Source organism: Bradyrhizobium sp. 141 (genome assembly GCF_023074055.1).
In the GTDB taxonomy this organism is placed as follows: domain Bacteria; phylum Pseudomonadota; class Alphaproteobacteria; order Rhizobiales; family Xanthobacteraceae; genus Bradyrhizobium.
Genome location: NZ_JADPKR010000108.1, coordinates 84,283 through 101,464 on the forward strand (window position 1 = coordinate 84,283; position 17,182 = coordinate 101,464).

At 58.9% G+C, this 17,182-nt stretch carries 16 protein-coding genes; 9 read left to right on the top strand and 7 right to left on the bottom strand.

What is annotated here, in order from left to right; all coding sequences use genetic code 11:
- Positions 1 to 5: 5 nt before the first annotated feature.
- The 3 genes from pseI (at position 6) to IVA81_RS34100 (ending at position 3,469) form a co-directional block, all read left to right on the top strand.
- Entirely contained in the window at positions 6 to 1,118 is a 1,113-nt protein-coding gene (gene pseI / locus IVA81_RS34090) for a pseudaminic acid synthase (protein ID WP_247326453.1), read from the top strand.
- Complete coding sequence (locus IVA81_RS34095) at positions 1,111 to 2,511, top strand: surface carbohydrate biosynthesis protein (RefSeq protein ID WP_247326454.1); 1,401 nt, start codon at positions 1,111 to 1,113, stop codon at positions 2,509 to 2,511. Before pseI ends, IVA81_RS34095 begins: the two co-directional genes overlap by 8 nt.
- 133 nt (positions 2,512 to 2,644) lie before the next feature.
- The gene (locus tag IVA81_RS34100) at positions 2,645 to 3,469 is read left to right on the top strand and encodes a class I SAM-dependent methyltransferase (RefSeq protein WP_247326455.1); all 825 of its coding nucleotides are present in this window, start codon (positions 2,645 to 2,647) and stop codon (positions 3,467 to 3,469) included.
- Positions 3,470 to 3,495: 26 nt separating this feature from the next.
- Here the strand turns inward: IVA81_RS34100 and IVA81_RS34105 are convergent, their stop codons facing one another.
- From IVA81_RS34105 to IVA81_RS34115, 3 genes are read right to left on the bottom strand one after another with little or no spacing between them, the layout of a single operon-like run.
- A complete protein-coding gene (locus tag IVA81_RS34105; RefSeq protein ID WP_247326456.1) occupies positions 3,496 to 4,440 on the bottom strand; it encodes an ATP-grasp domain-containing protein in 945 nt (314 codons plus the stop codon).
- Positions 4,430 to 5,173 carry a metallophosphoesterase family protein gene (locus tag IVA81_RS34110; protein ID WP_247326458.1) on the bottom strand — a complete coding sequence of 248 codons (744 nt, stop codon included), beginning with the start codon at positions 5,171 to 5,173 and terminating at the stop codon, positions 4,430 to 4,432. Before IVA81_RS34110 ends, IVA81_RS34105 begins: the two co-directional genes overlap by 11 nt.
- Positions 5,170 to 5,865, bottom strand: coding sequence for an SDR family NAD(P)-dependent oxidoreductase (locus tag IVA81_RS34115; protein WP_247326461.1), 696 nt, complete (start codon positions 5,863 to 5,865; stop codon positions 5,170 to 5,172). The genes IVA81_RS34110 and IVA81_RS34115 overlap by 4 nt, the downstream gene beginning before the upstream one ends.
- A 399-nt stretch (positions 5,866 to 6,264) precedes the next feature.
- Between IVA81_RS34115 and IVA81_RS34120 the strand changes: the two genes are divergently transcribed.
- From IVA81_RS34120 to IVA81_RS34145, 6 genes are all read left to right on the top strand, one after another.
- Positions 6,265 to 7,776 carry a teichoic acid transporter gene (locus tag IVA81_RS34120; protein ID WP_247326464.1) on the top strand — a complete coding sequence of 504 codons (1,512 nt, stop codon included), beginning with the start codon at positions 6,265 to 6,267 and terminating at the stop codon, positions 7,774 to 7,776.
- 169 nt (positions 7,777 to 7,945) lie between these two features.
- Positions 7,946 to 8,680: a hypothetical protein gene (locus IVA81_RS34125; RefSeq protein WP_247326467.1), complete on the top strand. Its 735-nt coding sequence runs from the start codon at positions 7,946 to 7,948 to the stop codon at positions 8,678 to 8,680.
- 9 nt (positions 8,681 to 8,689) lie between these two features.
- Positions 8,690 to 9,613: a hypothetical protein gene (locus IVA81_RS34130; RefSeq protein WP_247326469.1), complete on the top strand. Its 924-nt coding sequence runs from the start codon at positions 8,690 to 8,692 to the stop codon at positions 9,611 to 9,613.
- A 282-nt stretch (positions 9,614 to 9,895) separates the two neighbouring features.
- Positions 9,896 to 11,284 (top strand): DUF6418 domain-containing protein, encoded by a 1,389-nt coding sequence (locus tag IVA81_RS34135; protein WP_247326471.1) that lies wholly within the window; start codon positions 9,896 to 9,898, stop codon positions 11,282 to 11,284.
- Positions 11,285 to 11,309: 25 nt separating this feature from the next.
- Positions 11,310 to 12,212, top strand: coding sequence for a hypothetical protein (locus IVA81_RS34140; protein WP_247326472.1), 903 nt, complete (start codon positions 11,310 to 11,312; stop codon positions 12,210 to 12,212).
- A complete protein-coding gene (locus IVA81_RS34145; protein WP_247326473.1) occupies positions 12,206 to 13,435 on the top strand; it encodes an HAD-IIIA family hydrolase in 1,230 nt (409 codons plus the stop codon). The genes IVA81_RS34140 and IVA81_RS34145 overlap by 7 nt, the downstream gene beginning before the upstream one ends.
- Here IVA81_RS34145 and pseF read toward each other — a convergent pair.
- The 4 genes from pseF to IVA81_RS34165 are packed head-to-tail and all read right to left on the bottom strand — an operon-like array spanning position 13,422 to position 17,176.
- Positions 13,422 to 14,111, bottom strand: a complete 690-nt coding sequence (gene pseF, locus IVA81_RS34150; RefSeq protein WP_247326474.1) for a pseudaminic acid cytidylyltransferase — start codon at positions 14,109 to 14,111, stop codon at positions 13,422 to 13,424. The genes IVA81_RS34145 and pseF overlap by 14 nt on opposite strands.
- Positions 14,108 to 15,286 carry a UDP-4-amino-4,6-dideoxy-N-acetyl-beta-L-altrosamine transaminase gene (gene pseC, locus IVA81_RS34155; protein WP_247326475.1) on the bottom strand — a complete coding sequence of 393 codons (1,179 nt, stop codon included), beginning with the start codon at positions 15,284 to 15,286 and terminating at the stop codon, positions 14,108 to 14,110. The genes pseF and pseC overlap by 4 nt, the downstream gene beginning before the upstream one ends.
- Positions 15,283 to 16,284, bottom strand: coding sequence for a UDP-N-acetylglucosamine 4,6-dehydratase (inverting) (pseB, locus tag IVA81_RS34160; RefSeq protein WP_247327108.1), 1,002 nt, complete (start codon positions 16,282 to 16,284; stop codon positions 15,283 to 15,285). The genes pseC and pseB overlap by 4 nt, the downstream gene beginning before the upstream one ends.
- 52 nt (positions 16,285 to 16,336) lie before the next feature.
- Positions 16,337 to 17,176, bottom strand: coding sequence for an SDR family oxidoreductase (locus IVA81_RS34165; RefSeq protein ID WP_247326476.1), 840 nt, complete (start codon positions 17,174 to 17,176; stop codon positions 16,337 to 16,339).
- Between the last annotated feature and the right edge of the window lie 6 nt (positions 17,177 to 17,182).

The window sequence follows — 17,182 nt, forward strand, 5'->3', positions numbered from 1 at the left end:
GATCGATGACCGACACGATCTCAATTGCGGGACGCCCAATCGGCCGGGCGCACCGGCCGTTCATCATTGCGGAGATGTCGGGCAATCACAATCAATCGCTTGATCGAGCGTTGACCATTGTGGAGGCCGCGGGGAAGGCCGGCGCCCACGCGCTGAAGCTGCAGACCTACACCGCCGACACCATGACCTTTGATCTGGATCACGGCGAATTCTTCATCGACGATCCGAACAGTCTGTGGAAGGGCAACTCGCTGCACAAGCTTTACCAGCAGGCCTACACGCCGTGGGAATGGCACAAGCCGATCTTCGAGCGGGCCCGTGAACTCGGAATGATCCCGTTCTCGTCCCCGTTCGATGCCACTGCGGTGGATTTCCTGCAGGAGCTCGGCGTACCCTGCTTCAAGATCGCCTCGTTCGAGAACACGGATCTGCCGTTGATCCGCAAGGTTGCGTCGACTGGCAAGCCGGTCATCATGTCGACGGGCATGGCGACGGTGGCAGAGATAGACGAGGCTGTGCGGGCCGCACGAGAAGCTGGCTGCAAGGAATTGATTCTCCTGAAATGCACCAGCACTTATCCGGCTGTTCCTTCCGATACGAACCTACTGACAATCCCGCATATGCGTGCGCTGTTCGGTTGCGAAATCGGATTATCCGACCACACGTTCGGTATCGGTGCCAGCGTGGCCAGCGTTGCACTCGGTGCCAGCGTGATCGAGAAGCATTTCACGCTCGCGCGCGCTGAAGGCGGGGTGGACTCGACCTTCTCCATGGAGCCCGATGAGATGGCCTCGCTGGTCGTTGAGACTGAGCGTGCTTGGATGGCGCTGGGCGAGGTCCAATACGGGGTGACCGAGAAGGAAAAGAACTCGCGAACCTTCCGCCGCTCGCTCTACGTAGCCGAAGATCTCCAGGCGGGAGATGTCCTGACAGAGAAGAACCTGCGGATCATTCGCCCCGGCTTTGGATTGCCGCCGAAGTATTTCGCGACCCTGATCGGCAAGCGCATTGGCCGCACCGTGCGCAAGGGCACGCCGATGAGCTGGGACCTTCTGACTGCCGTCGACGAACAGGTTGCTGAGCCGCGACAGGCGGTGCCGAGGAACGTCCGTGCCTGACCAGCCGCATGTCTGCCTGATCGTTGACAATCCGCTACGCGATCTCGAGGGTCTGGTTCTGCTTGGGCGGGAACTCGCCGCCCGAGGTGTGAAAGTCACCCTCGTTCCCATGTACGAGCAAGGATCCGACGTTCCGGCCCTGAAACCGGATCTGGTGCTGTTGAACTACACGCGGCCGAACAATGCCGACTTAATCAAGCTTTACAAGCGAGCAGGTATACTGGTCGGTGTACTAGATACTGAGGGGATTGGCGGCAACAATGCCGACCAGTTCGCCACGCTGGTCAAGAACGCAGGCTCGACCGCTCTGCTCGACCTCTACTGCGTATGGGGACAGGCGCAACGGGCTGCTTTTCTCAAGCACGGGACCGTGCCTGCGCATATCCTTCGTGCGACTGGATGTCCGCGGTACGATTTTTGTGCGGGGCCATGGCGCGCGGCACTGTCGAGGCCGGCTGTCGGTGGGGGCTATGTGCTCCTCAACACGAATTTCCCGAGCGTGAATCCGCATTTTTCAAACGGACCGGATGACGAGGTGGAGACCATCGTCAACGCAGGCTATTCTAGGGACTACGCAAATCAGGTCATCATCGAAGCCAGACACGCATATCGATCGACGCTCGAGATGTCGATGAAGCTGGCAGAGCATTACCCCGACGTACATTTCGTGCTGCGTCCGCACCCATTCGAAAACATCAAATCATACGATGCACTGAGCGCCTATCCGAACTTTGAGGTGCGGCAGGAAGGTACGTCGATAGAGTGGATCAATGGGGCGCGCTTGCTGATTCACCAGAATTGCTCGACAGCCATTGAAGCGACGATGTTGGATGTCGAGCCGCTGAGTATGGAATGGTTCAATACGCCCTCTTTGCGTGTTCAGGCAGCAGCACAAGTGAGCCGGCCCGTCGCGTCGGAATCCGATCTGATCGCGCTGGTAAAGCAGGGGCTGGAAGGGCGGATGCCCCCGGTTGCCGAGGAAACCGCGCAACTCCGCTGCCAGATCATCAGCGATCTCTTTACAGCTGTCGACGGCGCAAGTTCGATCCGCGTAGCCAATGCCATACTCGAAACTATCGTGGCGGCCCGTGGCAAGGGGCGTCTCGGCACCCTACCACGACCTTCATCCCGCGGCCGTGCAGTTGCCATGGCCCGGGTCGCGCTGGGATACAAGGCAAGCTCCGTCATACGTCGCCATCTTGGCTCGGCGGAGATCGAGCGTCGCCGTCTAAGGAAAGCGTTCTCAGTTGACGCGGTCGGCGCCGTACTTCAAAGGATAGATGCTGTTTCCGCGGACGGACGACAATTTTCCGTCCGCGAGGTCGTTGGTGACACGCGCTGGATGGCCCGGGTCGTGAGCGGTGCTAGCCTGCAATTGACGGAAGCGAGCTGATTGCGCTTACCGAGGAGATGCAGTGCTACTCCGAGGACCGATACCTGCCAGATATGCCTTGATACTTTTTCACGAGTAGCCGATGCCAAAATATCGATGCGTTCCCTCCTTGTATGGCCATTCAGCGGACCCGATGCCCACCATCGGGGAGATCGAGAAACACTATCGCGAATCCTATTATCAAGCCCCGACAGGGCAATACAAGAAGGAGTATGATCAAGCGGAGCTCGACTATTTCGACGATCGCGCAAGCATCGCATTGGACTTCGCGGCGGCTCACGGCGTTTCCAGGGGAAATGCGATTGATCTCGGGTGCGGGGAAGGGTTCTTCCTGAAGTCGGCGCATCGACGCGGCTTCAATATCTTCGGCGTGGACCACTCCTTGGTCGGCGTTGAACGGCAAAATCGCGATCTGATCGAAAATAACGTCGATCATCTCCATGCCGGGGACATTGGATCTCAGCGACACTTCGAAGGCGTTTCGTTTGACCTGGTTTATTGCAAGAACGTCATCGAGCACGTCATCGATCCAGACATCATCATGACGCGCATCGGCTCCTACCTGTCTCCCGGAGGGCTGGCAGTTATCGAAGTTCCGAACGATTTCTCTACGCTTCATTCGACCATATTTGGCGATGTCAGCAAGGAAGAGCTTCCGATCTTCGTGCCGCCCGTACACTTGCATTATTTCACGACGAAAACGCTACCTGAGCTTGGCAGGCGCAACGGCTTCTCCGTCATCGATTGCTTCGGCGACTACCCAATTGATCATCTTTTGATGGAAGACGCTTTCAATTACTACAAAGACAGAAAACTTGGTCCATTCGCGCATTCCTTGCGACGAAAGTTCTTTCGTTATGCATGTAGTGTCGACGTTGAAGCCAGGCTCGCGTTGTTCAGGTCGATATTCACGGCGGGATTGGGTAGGGATATTTGTATCGTGGTGCGACGGCCCTAATCTACCGGTCCTGAAACGCGTCGCCGTCAATCGATCATGATTTCATCCGCGCATCGGTACATCCGTTTGCCAGGAGACGGTGGACAATATGGCCCGATCGCAAGCCCACGAGAATCGAGCAAGGACCAGATGAAGTCCTGAAAACCAAGTTTGTGACGGAAGCGGACCGTGCTCGAAAAGCGCGGATTGATCTCAAACACTTTTGGGCCATCGGCCGTCAATCGTAGCTGCACGTTGATCGAGCCATTGAGCTTAATCGCGTCCGCGATTCCATGCAGCTGTAGGCGGAACGGTGTGCTGTCCGCGACCACGGCTGCGCCGGTTAGTCCGCCATGCAGCCGACGGCGGAGCGCGATCATACGGGTTTCGCCCGAACGGTTGCGGTACAGGCCGCAGGTATATTCCTGGTCGCTCGGCAACAGCAACTCCTGCCACAAGTCGCCGGCCCGTGTTCGCGTGGCGATTTCGACGTCTTCCTCCGTGTTGACCTGCCGCAGATCCTTACTGCCCTGGCCGCGCCGCCGCTTTAAAATGCAGGGCAATGCGACGGGCGGCGCTTCCCCGACGATGCGGGTCCAGGGCACCCCAAGTCCGTGCTCGGCAAGTCGATTGAACGTTGCATATTTGTCGAGACCTGTTTCGACGGCGAGCGGGTTTGCGGCCAGGACCTGTACGCCGGCGAAGGCGTCAAGGTGTCCAGCTGCCAGCAAGACTGCGATCTCTGCTTCCGACATGGGCACGATCACATCCACGCCGTGGTCCACGACGATTCGTTGAAGTGTTTCGAGATATGAATGGTCGTTTGCCCGCGGCGCCACTTCGCACACGTCGAAGAAGGCGAGCCCCGCGTGATCGGCGTGGATGTCGCAGCCGATGAGCCGGCGCACGACGCCTGCTTCACGCGCAATGCGACAGAGAGCCAACGCGATATCGCCGCCGCACCCAGTTATCAGCATCGTATCATAAATCATCTCGCGGTCCTGACTTTGTCGAATCGGCTGTCGGATTGTTTCGTTCGAGTACCTCCGCGAGGTAGGGCAGATGAGGGTCGCGTCGACGCGCTTCTTCGGCGAGAGGACGCGTGTCGTACGGTGTGCGGTTGATCACCATGGCGCGCGTTGACGTGTCGATGCTGCACCAGCACGCAAACCCTCCTCGGTCGCGCGCCTGACCTACCGAGCCGGGATTGAGAAGCACGGGGCGTGCTCCGGCATTAAGCATGGGATAGTGCGTGTGCCCCATCAGCACGATATCCGCACCGTCTACTCGACAGGCGTTCAGTGTGGCGGCATTCGAATCGGGATAGACGTACTCATCGGGATCGCGTGGCGAGCCATGGCACAGCTCCAGTGCAACGCCTCCGAGATGGATTGCCGCCCGGTCGGGCAAGCGGATCAACCAATCGCAATCTTGCGGCTCGAGCGTTGCTGCAGCCAAATCCAGCGCGCTGCCGTATCGTTCTTGGTATGTCTGTTTGGCGCGGTCGCTCCTGAGAGCTTCGGCGAACATCCGTTCGTGATTGCCTCGGATTGCAACGAAAGGCCACTGCCGCAACTGTTCAAGCACTTCGCTTACGGCATAGTAATAGCCAATGAGATCTCCGAGCACGATCAGATATTGAACGCCGCTCTTACGCGCCTCGACAAGTGTCGCGCGCAGAGCCCCAGCATTGCCGTGGATATCGGCGAGCACCGCAATCCTCATAGCAGCCCGGCTCGCGCAAGGATTTCGCGGGCAACATCGCGAGGATGCCGCAGTTTGGCTTCGGCCTCGAAGCTCAAAAACATGTCTCGCACCGGCAAGTCCTGATCGGCAGCACTGCGTAGCACGATTTGCATGTCGGTGTTCAGTACGCCAGGATCGATGTGCTCGACAACGACGTCGGGTCGCTCGGCGGCGAGGCAATCGAAGATCATCGCGGCCGCGGCCTTGCTGGCGCAGTATGAGGCAAGCCCGGGCAACGCGCGGTGCGCCGCTCCCGTGCTGATGTTAAGAACACGCAACCTGGTCCCCTGCGCGTCGGCCCCCGCGAGCAGCTTGCGTGCCAGGATTGCCGGAGCAAGGGCATTGACTTCGAAGGCCTTGACCAGCGCGCGGGCATCGATGAAACCGAGCGTGCCGATCGGCTCGACTATACCGGCATTGCTGATCAGGACGATCTCATCGGCAGTTTGCGGCAAAGCGCTGGCGAGATCGATTTGATCGAGGCTTGGCAACGCGGAAAAGTCCGCAGCCACGAAGGTGCAAGCGTTCTTGGCTGCGGCGGCCTCGTGCCGCGGATGCAGACGCCGGCCTAACGCCATCGGTCGTGCGTCAGCCGCAATAAGCAGGTCGAGCAACTCAAAGCCAAGACCACGAGAGGCTCCGGTGACGATGATCGCGCGCTGTTGCTCCATGAGGATCTTCTCTTCTTACATCCTTCGGTATTCACCGACAGGAGCCGCTTTTGCAAGACTCCGTCGAGGCGTCGTGGACGATCTGCGGGTGTCGCGCAAGAAGAAGGTGACCTGCGACTTCGTTCGCCCCCCTGTCCCGGAGCAAACTGTCGCGGACGATGGCTGCCGGGCCGTAAGCCATATCGGGGTCAACCCCTGCGCACTAACGCGGGGCCGGGCGGGGGGGGGGGGGCAAATTGGTATTAAAATACCTCCAGCGACGTTTGGAGTCAGCCGGAGGCGAGCACCATGAAACGAAAGGCGAGAGGGTTGACCATTGCTTGCTTTCCCCCGAATCCGGCAATGGTGAATGCCTCGGGTCTATGCTAGCTGCGGCCCCTGAATGAGGCGAATTGATCGATGCTGCAACGTTTCTTGCAAAACACGGCTATCTCGGCTGTGGCTTACGGCCTTGCAGGCGTGTTGGGGCTGCTGGCCGTCGGCCTGATTGCGCGGTATTACGGTCTCAGCGTGCTGGGTTTAATTGTGCTCGCGCGCGCGTTCCTGCCGGGTGGGTTCTTGTCCTTGTTGGACTTCGGCGTATCGGAAACGACCACTCAAGCGATTGCGCGAGGGCGCCTCGGGGATTGGCGCGCCGCGAGTGAGAAGGTTTCGCTGCTCACGGTAATTGCGGCGGTAACTGGAACCGTTTCAGGTCTTGCGCTCTGGATTTCGAGCGAGTCGCTCGCGGCGATTTTCAAGGTTGCACCTAACGAGGTTGCAGCGTTTAATTCTATCCTTGAAGTTACTGCGCTGGTGCTTCCAATCGCCTTCTTGGGCCTCGTTACGGAAGGAGCGCTTAAGGGATTTGAGGAGTACGGCTGGTTACGGTTGACGGAAGTCGCGAGCAACGTACTCTATGTCGCCTCGATCTATCTCGCCGTCTGGCGCGGGGCGCCGTTTGAACTAATTGCGTACTCCTACCTCGCCACCACGATCGTCGCGAAATATTTAGTACTGGCAGTTGTCGTCTACAGGTTTGCACTGCCGACGCCGTTACGGTTCGTCGCATGGAGAAGCGATAGTCGCAGGGATATCCTCTACCGCAGTTGGCTAATGTTCAACGGCAGGATAGTCGGCGTGTTGCAGCATACAACGGCGCCGCTTGCTATTGGCATCCTATTCAGTCCTGCAGAGGTTGGAACTTTTGATCTGATTACTCGACTGCCTCGCTTCTTGAAGGCGATCATGGCCCCGCTTTACTCTGCAATCCTTCCGATTTCTGCTCGCATCGAAGAAGCGTCGGATGCGCGGCGCCTTCAGATCCTTGGGCGGAACAGCCTCGTCTTTCCTGGTGCGATCGCGTTGCCCGTTCTGATTGTGATGGCTCTTTTGTCGAAGCAGATACTCTATCTGTGGGTCGGGCCGCAGAATGCCGAGCAGTGGCCCTGGCTAGCGCTCTCGCTATGTGTTCCCGCGACGACCATTCTGCTTGGAGCAGGACAGGCCGCGCTGATGGTGAGATCGGACTTCCTGCGCTACAACACCCGGCTCTTGTACCTGCAGGTCCTGACCCAATATCTCTTGATAGGAATGACGCTGCTTTGGGTCCAGGAGCGTGCGTTTATTTTTGGATGGGCTGTTTCGCACATCTTATTCGTGCCAGTGTTTGCGCGCTACGTGCTGTCTGAAATGGACCTCCGTGCTTCTCTGTTTTGGGGGCAGGTGGTCAGGCACGCGGCCGTGGCAGCCATACTTGCAGCGCTTGTGGTCGCGTGCAAATTTATCCACTATCCAGATAATCTTGCTGAACTCATTATCTTCGGCGCGCTGGGTTGTTTGGCAGCCTGGGCCCTAAGCTTTATGATCATTTTAACGAGGGATGAACGGCTGATGCTCGGGCGATTTGTACGATTAATGACGAACCGGTGAACTCTCTGGGGCGGCGAATGAGCTTCCGACTTGATGCACGTGTTGCAATGCCAAGTTGCCTCCTTCTGCTTCCTAGCGTAAGCAGACCTTGGGCGGACGGTGACGAAGTCCTCGAGCGAGAACAATGGTTGAAGCACCGCAGGCCCCTCAAGCGACGAGATGAATAGCTATGAAACTTGAAGTTGCCGAAGCGGTCGCGAGGGGATATCCACCGTCGGTTCTGTACCTCCGCAACGATGATGTCGTTGAGACCGAGGTTTGTGCGTTCAACTATTTCTCCACATTCTTCAACGGTTCTCCGGAAGCTCAGATGCACGTCTGGTTGTTCGACAGGGACGGGACCCAGGTTGGCTACTTCGACAAGGAACTCGGGTTGGACGGCCAGTTGCAGTTGAAGACCTCTCAATTGTGCTCGAGCATTTCCGGGACGGTGGCGGTGACTTTGATGCCCAAGGGCGAGGCAAAGGTCCGACCCGGCAAGAGAGTCACGACCGGGTATTACGCGCAGTACTATTCCCAGCAGGGCGCGATCAGTTTGTCGCATGAGCGAGAGCCGGTCACCTTAACAGAGTTCCCGACGCCGGCTTGGGCGCAGACGTATCTGTCAAAGTTCGTCGAGCAATCAGGGATCATCGTCATCAATCCCTGCATGGCACCGGGATGCGACGCTATGGGGACGGCGAGGTTGATTGCGCTCGATGGTGCTGTCCTTGCTGAGCAGAAGCTCCCGCAGATTCGACCGATGGGAGCTCGCCGCATTGATACACTCGAGCTTTTCCCGGATGCCAGGCAACTTGTCGGATCCGCAGTTACGTTTGCTCTTGAGATCAGCGGTGCCAACCTCGCAAGTCCATTCAGCTTCTATCAGTTCGCGAATGGCAAGTTCAGCTTGCATCATTTCTAGGATAGTGCAGTGAGCCGATTTCCGACGACGCCCTGGAAGCCCTATGAGCCGCGATTCATTCTCCCGACCTTCGCCGGGCTTGAATGCAGGCTCGGTCTCTCTATACCGATCTGGTATCGGCCATTGACGCTGCGTTACATGCGGGGCCTCGTTGCAGGCAGCTTGAAGAAGAAATTTTTCGAGTCCTTGAAGGATCTGGGACCGGAGTTGACGAGTCTGGTCGCATCAGGATTCAGCCGGAAGCTGCGGTTCAGGCTGCACATATTGTCGCGCGGCGGCGAATATTTGACATCCTACGAGGTCCCATCAGCCTACGCGCCGAGGGCGTCCTTTGAGATTGATCTGTCGAGGCTCCTGGCCGATCTAAAGCTGCCCGACGATGACTATCTCGTTGTCGCAGTGATGTCGCGGGGTCGGATGGACAGTAATCGTTCTTCGCCGGCTAGTTTTTCAATGACCTACGTCGACCAGGACAATGTCGCGATCTATCGGACAGGTGCATTCGCGCGGCCATTGAATGAAGGTCGACTTAAATCCCACATCGGGTTCACCGGTATCAATCCGAAGGTGATCGCGACGAAAGACGTGGTGAGCAGCCTTATGCTCATCAACCATTCTTCCGACCCGGAGTACGCCTTTGCGGCGAGCCCGAAGACTGTCTTGATCCGCGAGGACGGAGAACGGCTGGAAGGTGATTTTGGGGGAATCTCCCCGTTGGGTGCCCGCGAGATGTCTATCGCGGACATCTTTGGCAACAAGGTATTTGACTTCCTGAAGCCGTTTGGCGGCAGGGGGACGACCGTCACTACCTGCCTAGGTGTCACGCTGGCGAGCCTTCATCTGCAACGCTCGAATGACAATCGTCGAACCCTGCTAGGGATCGAACATTCGCGGCCCGCTCATATGAATTTTGCCGGGATTTTGCAGCATTGATCGCTTCGATCCGGTGTTGTCCGAAACGGGAGCCGCCATTCCGGCGAACCATCTCCTTGCCTCTTTGGCTCCCCCCTTTGGGTTCCTACGTTTCGGCTTTCGTGTTTGCGCGCAGGTTGTCGGAATGACAGGGCGCGCGAATAGTTCGGGTGCGGCTAGCGGCCATTTTCCGAGGGCTATGGATGCCAAATGCTCTATATGGGTCTTGTTGGACCTGAAGCGGCTGGCCAAGGGAATGGTTATGTCCATCGCGGATGAGCCGGAGACAGAGAGCTTCAACCATTGAGCCCGGAGTTCGTGATTTTTGCGCCACTGAGCGTGATTGCTGCCGGCGGGATGCTGGCTGCGATGGCTTGGGTTGCGTTGAGGTGTCCGGCGCTCGCAATGATCTACTTCTTTCCCCTTTTTGCGTTTGCAGGGAGGCTTGTCTCGGTATTGTATGTCGACCTGTTCGGGCCGATTTTCTCAGAGCAGTTGGAAGCGGAGATTGGACCCGGCATGGCTGCGGTTTCGATTGCAATCTCACAGGGTCTTGTGATCGCAGCAATGCTGTTCTCCTTCCGCGGCCGGCGAGTGCAGAGACTTCTTGAGGCTACATTGCCAGTTTTGCCGCCCGGAACACCTGTCCGGATCTCCAACCTGGCTTTTTGGTCCGCCGTTTTGTTCATGGTGGGACTGTGGATCGAATTGGTGGTGAGGGGGCCCATCCCGCTATTCGCCGCGATGGAACGTTATGACTATACCCAGCAATATGGTGGCCCCTTGCATGTTCGTCTCATCGAGTGGGGAAACATGCTGGCATTCCAACTCGGCTTATTCTTCGTAGCGCCGGTGTTGAGCGGCAAATCCTTTGATCGCAGATTTGCGTTTCTATTTGTGACTATGCTGTTGTACCTATTCCTGGTAGGGCACCGTTTCTCGTCATTTTACGCCTCTACTTCATTCTTTTTGATCCCGATCGGCGCCGTTCTTTTCATCGAGCAGGCATCCAGCCGATCCGAGGACAAGCTATCCGGGGCTTCAGTCTTTCGCAAAGTCGGAATCGCCGGCGGCGTTCTATTGGTGATGACGGCCATGGCCCTCGCTTATTCCTATGTTTTCGTTCGCGGATTCGAGGGCACTACGCTGGCTTCCAAGCTGTCGCAGCGGCTCTTGGTTCAGCAAGGTGAGATGTGGTGGGCGACGTTTGAGCGTGTGTTTGTGCGAGGTAGCTGGGACGGAGCTCTGGCCTTCCACAAGCTCTTCATCGACCCATTCGATCCGACCCGAAACTCGACCATGCAGTTTCTCATGGAACAGGCGTTGCCGCTTGAGCGCGCGCACTTCATCTTGCAGCAGGGCTCCGCCTATACTGGGGGCTGGCCTGAACTCTGTTTTGAACTGGGTGGCCCAATCGGCGGGTTCTTGCTGGTTTTGCTTTCTGCGATCGCATTTTCGGAGTTCATGTTTCTGCTCACGCGCTGTATCGTCCAGGAACGTTTCGTGACTTGCGTCTTCCTCACGCCGTTACTGTATGCGATGTCGATCGGCGTCGTGACGGGTATGGCGAATTCTTTCATTCAGTGGACCTTCGCGGCAAAAGTTGCAGTCGCTTTGATCGTCTACGTAACCGAGGATAGCTGGCGATCCAGCATGACACCGGATCCGCAGCCGCTTCGTCCGATCTACTGATTTCGGCTGGTTTGGAAGCCTGAGAATGAGCGAGCAACGAATCTTGAACTTCGATCCGTATTTGGGCGGCTTACTGCTGCTTTTCGTTCAGGCTGTCCGCAAGCGATGGTTGCTGCTGTTTGGTATGACGGCAGCAACGATGGTGCCAGCTTTCCTCGTTGCGAGCCGACTTCCTCCGGCCTATGAAGCGCAGGCGATCGTGCGGGGCGGCCGTCTCGACGGCGCCGAATCGATGAACTTGCAAGCCCTGGTTTCACAGGTCAATTCGTCGCCGTTCAAGCAGCGCGTGACGCAATCGGTGGGCTTTCCGGACAAAGCTGGCCGAAGCCCTCGATTGATCTCCTCCAGCCTAGTGGCGCGGCCCGAAGGGGCGGAGGCCATGCTGATCAGCGTGCGGGCGGCTGACGCCCAGGACGTGCAGCACGCGCTCGCCATCATCGTGCGTCTGTTGAATGAAGATCGGGAAGGAATTCGCGCGTCGTTCTTTGCCGATATCAATGCGCAGCTTGCTGCCATCGACGCGAACGTGAGCGATCTGCTTCAGACGCGGGAAAGGGCGGAGACCCTGGTGAAGACGATGTCCGAGTCGAACTCGAGTGACTCCGACGCATCTGCTTTACGCGCGGTTTGGCTGCTCAACCTGATCCAGCGTAACGGAGAGAGGCTGGCTGCGTTGAGGGCTGAGCGGCTCGCGCTCGTGGCGCGGCTTGGCTCGTGGCGAACCTATCCGGCGGCTTTGATCGACGGTGCCTTCGTCACGCCCAGACAGGTGTCGCCCCGACCGATTGCGGCGATGTTCGTTGTCGGCGGGCTGACGCTTCTGGCGGGCGTGCTATATGCGCTCATGCGCCAATCGCGGCCCGGCTCTCGCAATCCAGTCGCTGGCGCAGACACAACGCTCGACCGAGGGGAGAGTGCCCCGTGCTGACGCAAGCGGTGATACTCGTTGGCGGCCTCGGGACCCGGCTGGGCGAGCGAACTCGCGCGGTCCCCAAGCCGCTGCTGGACGTCGGTGGCAAGTCTTTCCTGGACTATATCCTCGATGAGGTATCGCGTTATCCCACCATCGAGAAAATATTGCTTCTGGCGGGACACCGTGCCGAGCAGGTGGTCGAGCGCTATGACGGCAGAACATGGCGTCGTGCTTCGATCTCGGTTATATGTGAGCCAACGCAAATGGGAACCGGTGGGGCGCTGAAGCATGCGGCCCCTAAGCTGGAGCCGCAGTTCCTTCTCCTCAACGGCGACTCCTTCTTTGACTTCAACCTGCTCGACCTCGCAGGCTTTGGTTCGGCGGCGATGGTGCGCGTTGCGCTGAAGAGGGAGCATCCCGGCGATCGCTACGGCCGTGCCTTGCTCGAGCGGGACAGCGTCAGGCGCTTTCTGGCGCCGGGAACGCAACCGAACGGGCCGATCAACGCAGGTATCTATCGTATCGACCGCAGAATCCTCGATCTGATCGACCAGCTGCCGTGCTCGCTCGAACAGTCGGTGTTTCCGCGCTTGATCGAGATGGGGCAGCTCGAAGCGGCCGTCTATGAGGGCTTCTTCATCGACATCGGCATTCCCGAGGATCTGGAGCGAGCCCAGCGCGAGTTTCCAGCAAGAATGCGTCGCCCCGCGGTATTCTTCGATCGCGATGGCGTGCTGAACGTCGACAAGGGCTATGTGCATAGGATCGAGGATTTCGAATGGATTCCCGGAGCGCGCGAAGCGATCAAGCTATGCAATGACCGCGGCTATCTCACCTTCGTCGTGACCAACCAGTCGGGCGTTGCGCGTGGCTATTACGGCGTCGATGCGGTTCATAGCCTGCACGACTGGATGAGCCACGAACTCGCGGAGACCGGCGCCCACATCGACGAATTCCAACACTGCCCCTATCATGAGGATGGAATTGTGGAGCAGTGGCGCCGCGCCAGCGACCGGCGCAAGCCGGCGCCGGGTATGATCCTGGATTGCTTCGACGGCTGGCCGGTGCAAATAGAATCGAGCCTGCTGGTCGGCGATAATTCGCACGACGTCCAGGCGGCGGTTGCGGCCGGGATAGCGGGGCATCTATTCAAGGGGCCCAATCTTGAAACTTTCATTCAGCCGTTGCTCGGCAACGGAAGGGATCAGGAGGTCGCCGTGGGCGTCAGTCCCCTCTGACAGCGCGGAACATGAACTCCGCTTGCTCCCAGTCCTCCAGCGTGTCGATGTCCTGCACCAGCACGCGCGGCAGCACGATGCCGATCGATCGCGGCGAGAACACGGGAACGTCGTTGAGGAAGGCGCGCGCGGTGCCCCAGTAGAACTGTCCCGCGTCGTGGAAGACCGGCTCGAGGTCTTGCGACCGCGTTATGCGGTGTTCCGGATGGAGCGCCTCGACCCGGCCTTCTGACGTCAGGCGCACAGCGCGTTGGATCGGAAATGCGTAGCTCGTGATCGAGAAGGCAAAGGCAGCGTCCGAGCCGGTCAGCGCGTCGTAACCCTCCCGTAGATAACGTGTCCGAATCAATGGTGCCGTGGCGTAGATGCAGCAGGCATGACTTACGTCGTTGCCCTGTTCGATGAACCAGCCAACGGCGTGTTTGACGACGGCATTTGTGCCTGTGAAATCGTCGGAGATCTCCTTTGGCCGGACGAACGGTGTCGTCGCGCCGAACTTGCGCGCCACACCGGCGATCTCCTCGTCATCCGTGGATACGATGACTTCATCGAACAGGCCGCTGTCGCAAGCCGCGTTGATCGAATAGGCGATAATGGGGGTTCCGCAAAACGATCGGATGTTCTTGCGGGGAATCCGCTTGCTTCCACCTCGTGCCGGGATGACTGCGATCTTCACGCCAGGATCTTCGTGAGTGCCGCGACAACGGTGTCCTGCTCGTCATTCGTCATCTTCGAGAACAGCGGCAGCGTGATCGCGTCCTGATAGTAGTTTTCCGCCTCCGGGAACATGCCGAAGCGGAAGCCGAGGCGTTGATAGTAGGGCTGTGTGTGCACCGGGATGTAGTGCACGTTAACGCCGATGCCGGCGGCGCGCAACGCATCGAAGACCTGGCGCCGGCTGAGCCTGATTTCGTTCCGCTGCAGCCGGATCACATAGAGGTGCCAAGCCGAATTGGTGTCCGGGTGCTGCCATGGACGGGTCACCGGCAGCTTCGAAAGCAGCGCATCGTAGCGCGCAGCGAGCTCGCGCCGGCGTGCTAGAAAGGCATCGAGCCGATCGAGCTGGCTGGCGCCGAGTGCGGCCTGGATGTCGGTCATCCGGTAGTTCAGGCCCAGTTCGATCTGCTCATACATCCAGGGGCCCAAGTGGTCCTCGTTCGCGTGCCGCGGATCGGACGGCTCCTGCTGCGCCGGACGGATGATGCCGTGAGTGCGCAGATAGCCGAGGCGCTCCGCCAGTCCGCGATCGTTCGCAAGTATCATGCCCCCTTCGCCGGTCGTGATGATCTTGACCGGATGAAAGCTGAAGATCGCCATGTCGCTAAGCTCGACGGCGCCGATCTTTCGTCCCAGATACTCACCGCCGACCGCGTGAGAAGCGTCTTCGACGGTGCGAAAGCCGTAGCGATCAGCGAGGGCATGGATCTCCGTCATTTCGCAGGACTGGCCGGCAAAGTGCACGGGAATGACGACTTTCGGTAGCCGTCCCTGGGTGCTGGCCTGCGCGAGTTTCTCGGAGAGCGCTGTAACGCTCATGTTGTAGGTGCGAGGATCAATGTCGACGAAGTCGACGCTCGCCCCGCAATAGAGCGCGCAATTGGCGGAGGCAACGAACGTGTTTGGCACTGTCCACAAGACATCGCCGGGACCAAGATCGAGGGCAAGGCAAGCAATATGAAGGGCTGCGGTCGCGTTCGACACCGCGATCGCATGCTCCGCGCCGCAATAACGGGCCATTGCCTGTTCGAAACGCGGCGCGGCCTGTCCTTGGGTCAGCCAGTCCGACTGCAGCACCTGCGTGACCGCGTTGATATCATTTTCGGAGATATCCTGGCGACCGTAGGGGATCATTGGTTAGCAATCTTGTTGAATTCTCTGATCTCGGCAACATTCAGGAAGTGATCATTGTTGACGGAGTTGTACTCAAATCCGTCAGAAACCGCCTCGCCGCGTTCGCCGAGTAAATTCATGACATAGTCGACGTCGCGGCGGAAAAACTTGATCGTTGGCTTAATCACGAAGTGATCGTGGAATTTCAACGTCAGATGCGAGTCGTCGGTGGGGCACATGACCTCATGGAGCTTTTCGCCCGGACGAATGCCGACCACCCGCGTCGGTAGCGAGGGAGCCATGGCCTTCGCCAAGTCGAGAATGCGTACCGAGGGGATCATCGGAACGAAGATCTCACCGCCCGACATGCGCTCAAAGCTCTTGATGACGAAATCGACCCCCTGCTGCAGCGAGATCCAGAAGCGCGTCATCCGCGGATCCGTGATCGGCAGCTGATCCGAACCTTCGGCGATCAGCTTGTTGAACAGCGGCACGATTGATCCGCGAGAGCCGACTACGTTGCCGTAGCGGACCACGGCGAAAGCGGTGCGATGGCCGCCCGCCATGTTGTTGGCGGCAATGAACAACTTGTCGGAGGCAAGCTTGGTCGCGCCGTAGAGGTTGATCGGCTGCGCAGCCTTGTCCGTCGACAGCGCGATCACCTTCTCAATGTCCGCTTCCAACGCCGCCTGGATCACGTTCTCCGCGCCATGAACGTTGGTCTTGATGCACTCCATGGGGTTGTATTCGGCGGCCGGAACCTGCTTCAGCGCTGCGGCATGGACGACAAAGTCGATCCCCTTCATAGCGGTGCGAAGGCGCTCGCCGTCCCGAACGTCGCCAATGAAGTAGCGCATCGCAGGCTGATCGAATTCCTGCTGCATCTCATACTGCTTCAGCTCGTCGCGCGAATAGACCACAATACGACGTGGCTTGAAGTTCTTCAGGAGACAGCCGACAAACTTCTTTCCGAACGATCCCGTGCCTCCGGTGATCAGAATAGACTTATCGTTGAACATACTCATTTCTGGGCCGGTCATCATTTGCACGAAATTGGAGAGTGGGAGCTGGTTACCATACGCTCCTGCCGCCGTCCATCACCAGGTTCTGACCGGTCATGTAGCTCGAGGCATCCGAGCAGAGGAACTGCACAGCTGCGCGGTATTCGTCGACATCGGCCATGCGGCCCATGGGGATCAGGCGCGTCAGTCGTTCGACGAAGGCCGGGTCCTGGTTGTTGAAGACGCCCCCCGGCGAGATGGCGTTGACGCGCACGCCGTGATCGGCCCAGTAGGTCGCCAGGTATTTCGTCAACCCGATCAAGCCGTGCTTGATCACCGAATACGTCACGGGCTTCACCGGCTGTTCTTCTTCGCGCATCACTTGTGGCTGGCGGTACAGCCGCTGGTCCGGCGCGATCACGCCGAGATCGGAGGCGATATTGAGGATCACGCCGCAACCGCGTTTGGCCATCGCGCCGCCGAACACCTGCGCGCACAGCATCGCACCGGTCAGGCCAACTGCTATTTCGGTCTGCCATTGCGGCACCGGGAACGCCTCGAAGCGCGAGGAGTGCATGACGCCCGGGCTCGACGTCACCTTCGGGTCGATCGCGGCGTTGTTGACGAGGATGTCGACGGTGATGCCGCGGCCGACGAGCTGATCGTTTGCGGCGCGCACCGAGTCGAGCGAGGTGACGTTGATCTCGAGCGCGATCAGATCGGCTGAAGGCGTGGCCTGCTTCAGCGCCGCGACGGCAGCTTCGGCCTGCGCCAGTCCGACGTCGGTGACGACCACGCGTGCGCCGGCTTCGCTGAGCGCTGCGACGTGCTGCTTGCCCAACAGGCCGCCGGCGCCGGTCACGAGCGCGGTCCGTCCGGTCAGGTCGTAGCGGGAGGAGGGGTTTGCCATCAAAAG

Excerpts from the sequence above, each read along its gene's own strand:
- pseI (WP_247326453.1), top strand. The coding sequence starts at position 6 with ATGACCGACACGATCTCAATTGCGGGACGCCCAATCGGCCGGGCGCAC.
- IVA81_RS34100 (WP_247326455.1), top strand. The coding sequence starts at position 2,645 with ATGCCCACCATCGGGGAGATCGAGAAACACTATCGCGAATCCTATTAT.
- IVA81_RS34105 (WP_247326456.1), bottom strand. The coding sequence starts at position 4,440 with ATGATTTATGATACGATGCTGATAACTGGGTGCGGCGGCGATATCGCG.
- IVA81_RS34110 (WP_247326458.1), bottom strand. The coding sequence starts at position 5,173 with ATGAGGATTGCGGTGCTCGCCGATATCCACGGCAATGCTGGGGCTCTG.
- IVA81_RS34115 (WP_247326461.1), bottom strand. The coding sequence starts at position 5,865 with ATGGAGCAACAGCGCGCGATCATCGTCACCGGAGCCTCTCGTGGTCTT.
- IVA81_RS34120 (WP_247326464.1), top strand. The coding sequence starts at position 6,265 with ATGCTGCAACGTTTCTTGCAAAACACGGCTATCTCGGCTGTGGCTTAC.
- IVA81_RS34125 (WP_247326467.1), top strand. The coding sequence starts at position 7,946 with ATGAAACTTGAAGTTGCCGAAGCGGTCGCGAGGGGATATCCACCGTCG.
- IVA81_RS34140 (WP_247326472.1), top strand. The coding sequence starts at position 11,310 with ATGAGCGAGCAACGAATCTTGAACTTCGATCCGTATTTGGGCGGCTTA.
- pseC (WP_247326475.1), bottom strand. The coding sequence starts at position 15,286 with ATGATCCCCTACGGTCGCCAGGATATCTCCGAAAATGATATCAACGCG.
- pseB (WP_247327108.1), bottom strand. The coding sequence starts at position 16,284 with ATGTTCAACGATAAGTCTATTCTGATCACCGGAGGCACGGGATCGTTC.
- IVA81_RS34165 (WP_247326476.1), bottom strand. The coding sequence starts at position 17,176 with ATGGCAAACCCCTCCTCCCGCTACGACCTGACCGGACGGACCGCGCTC.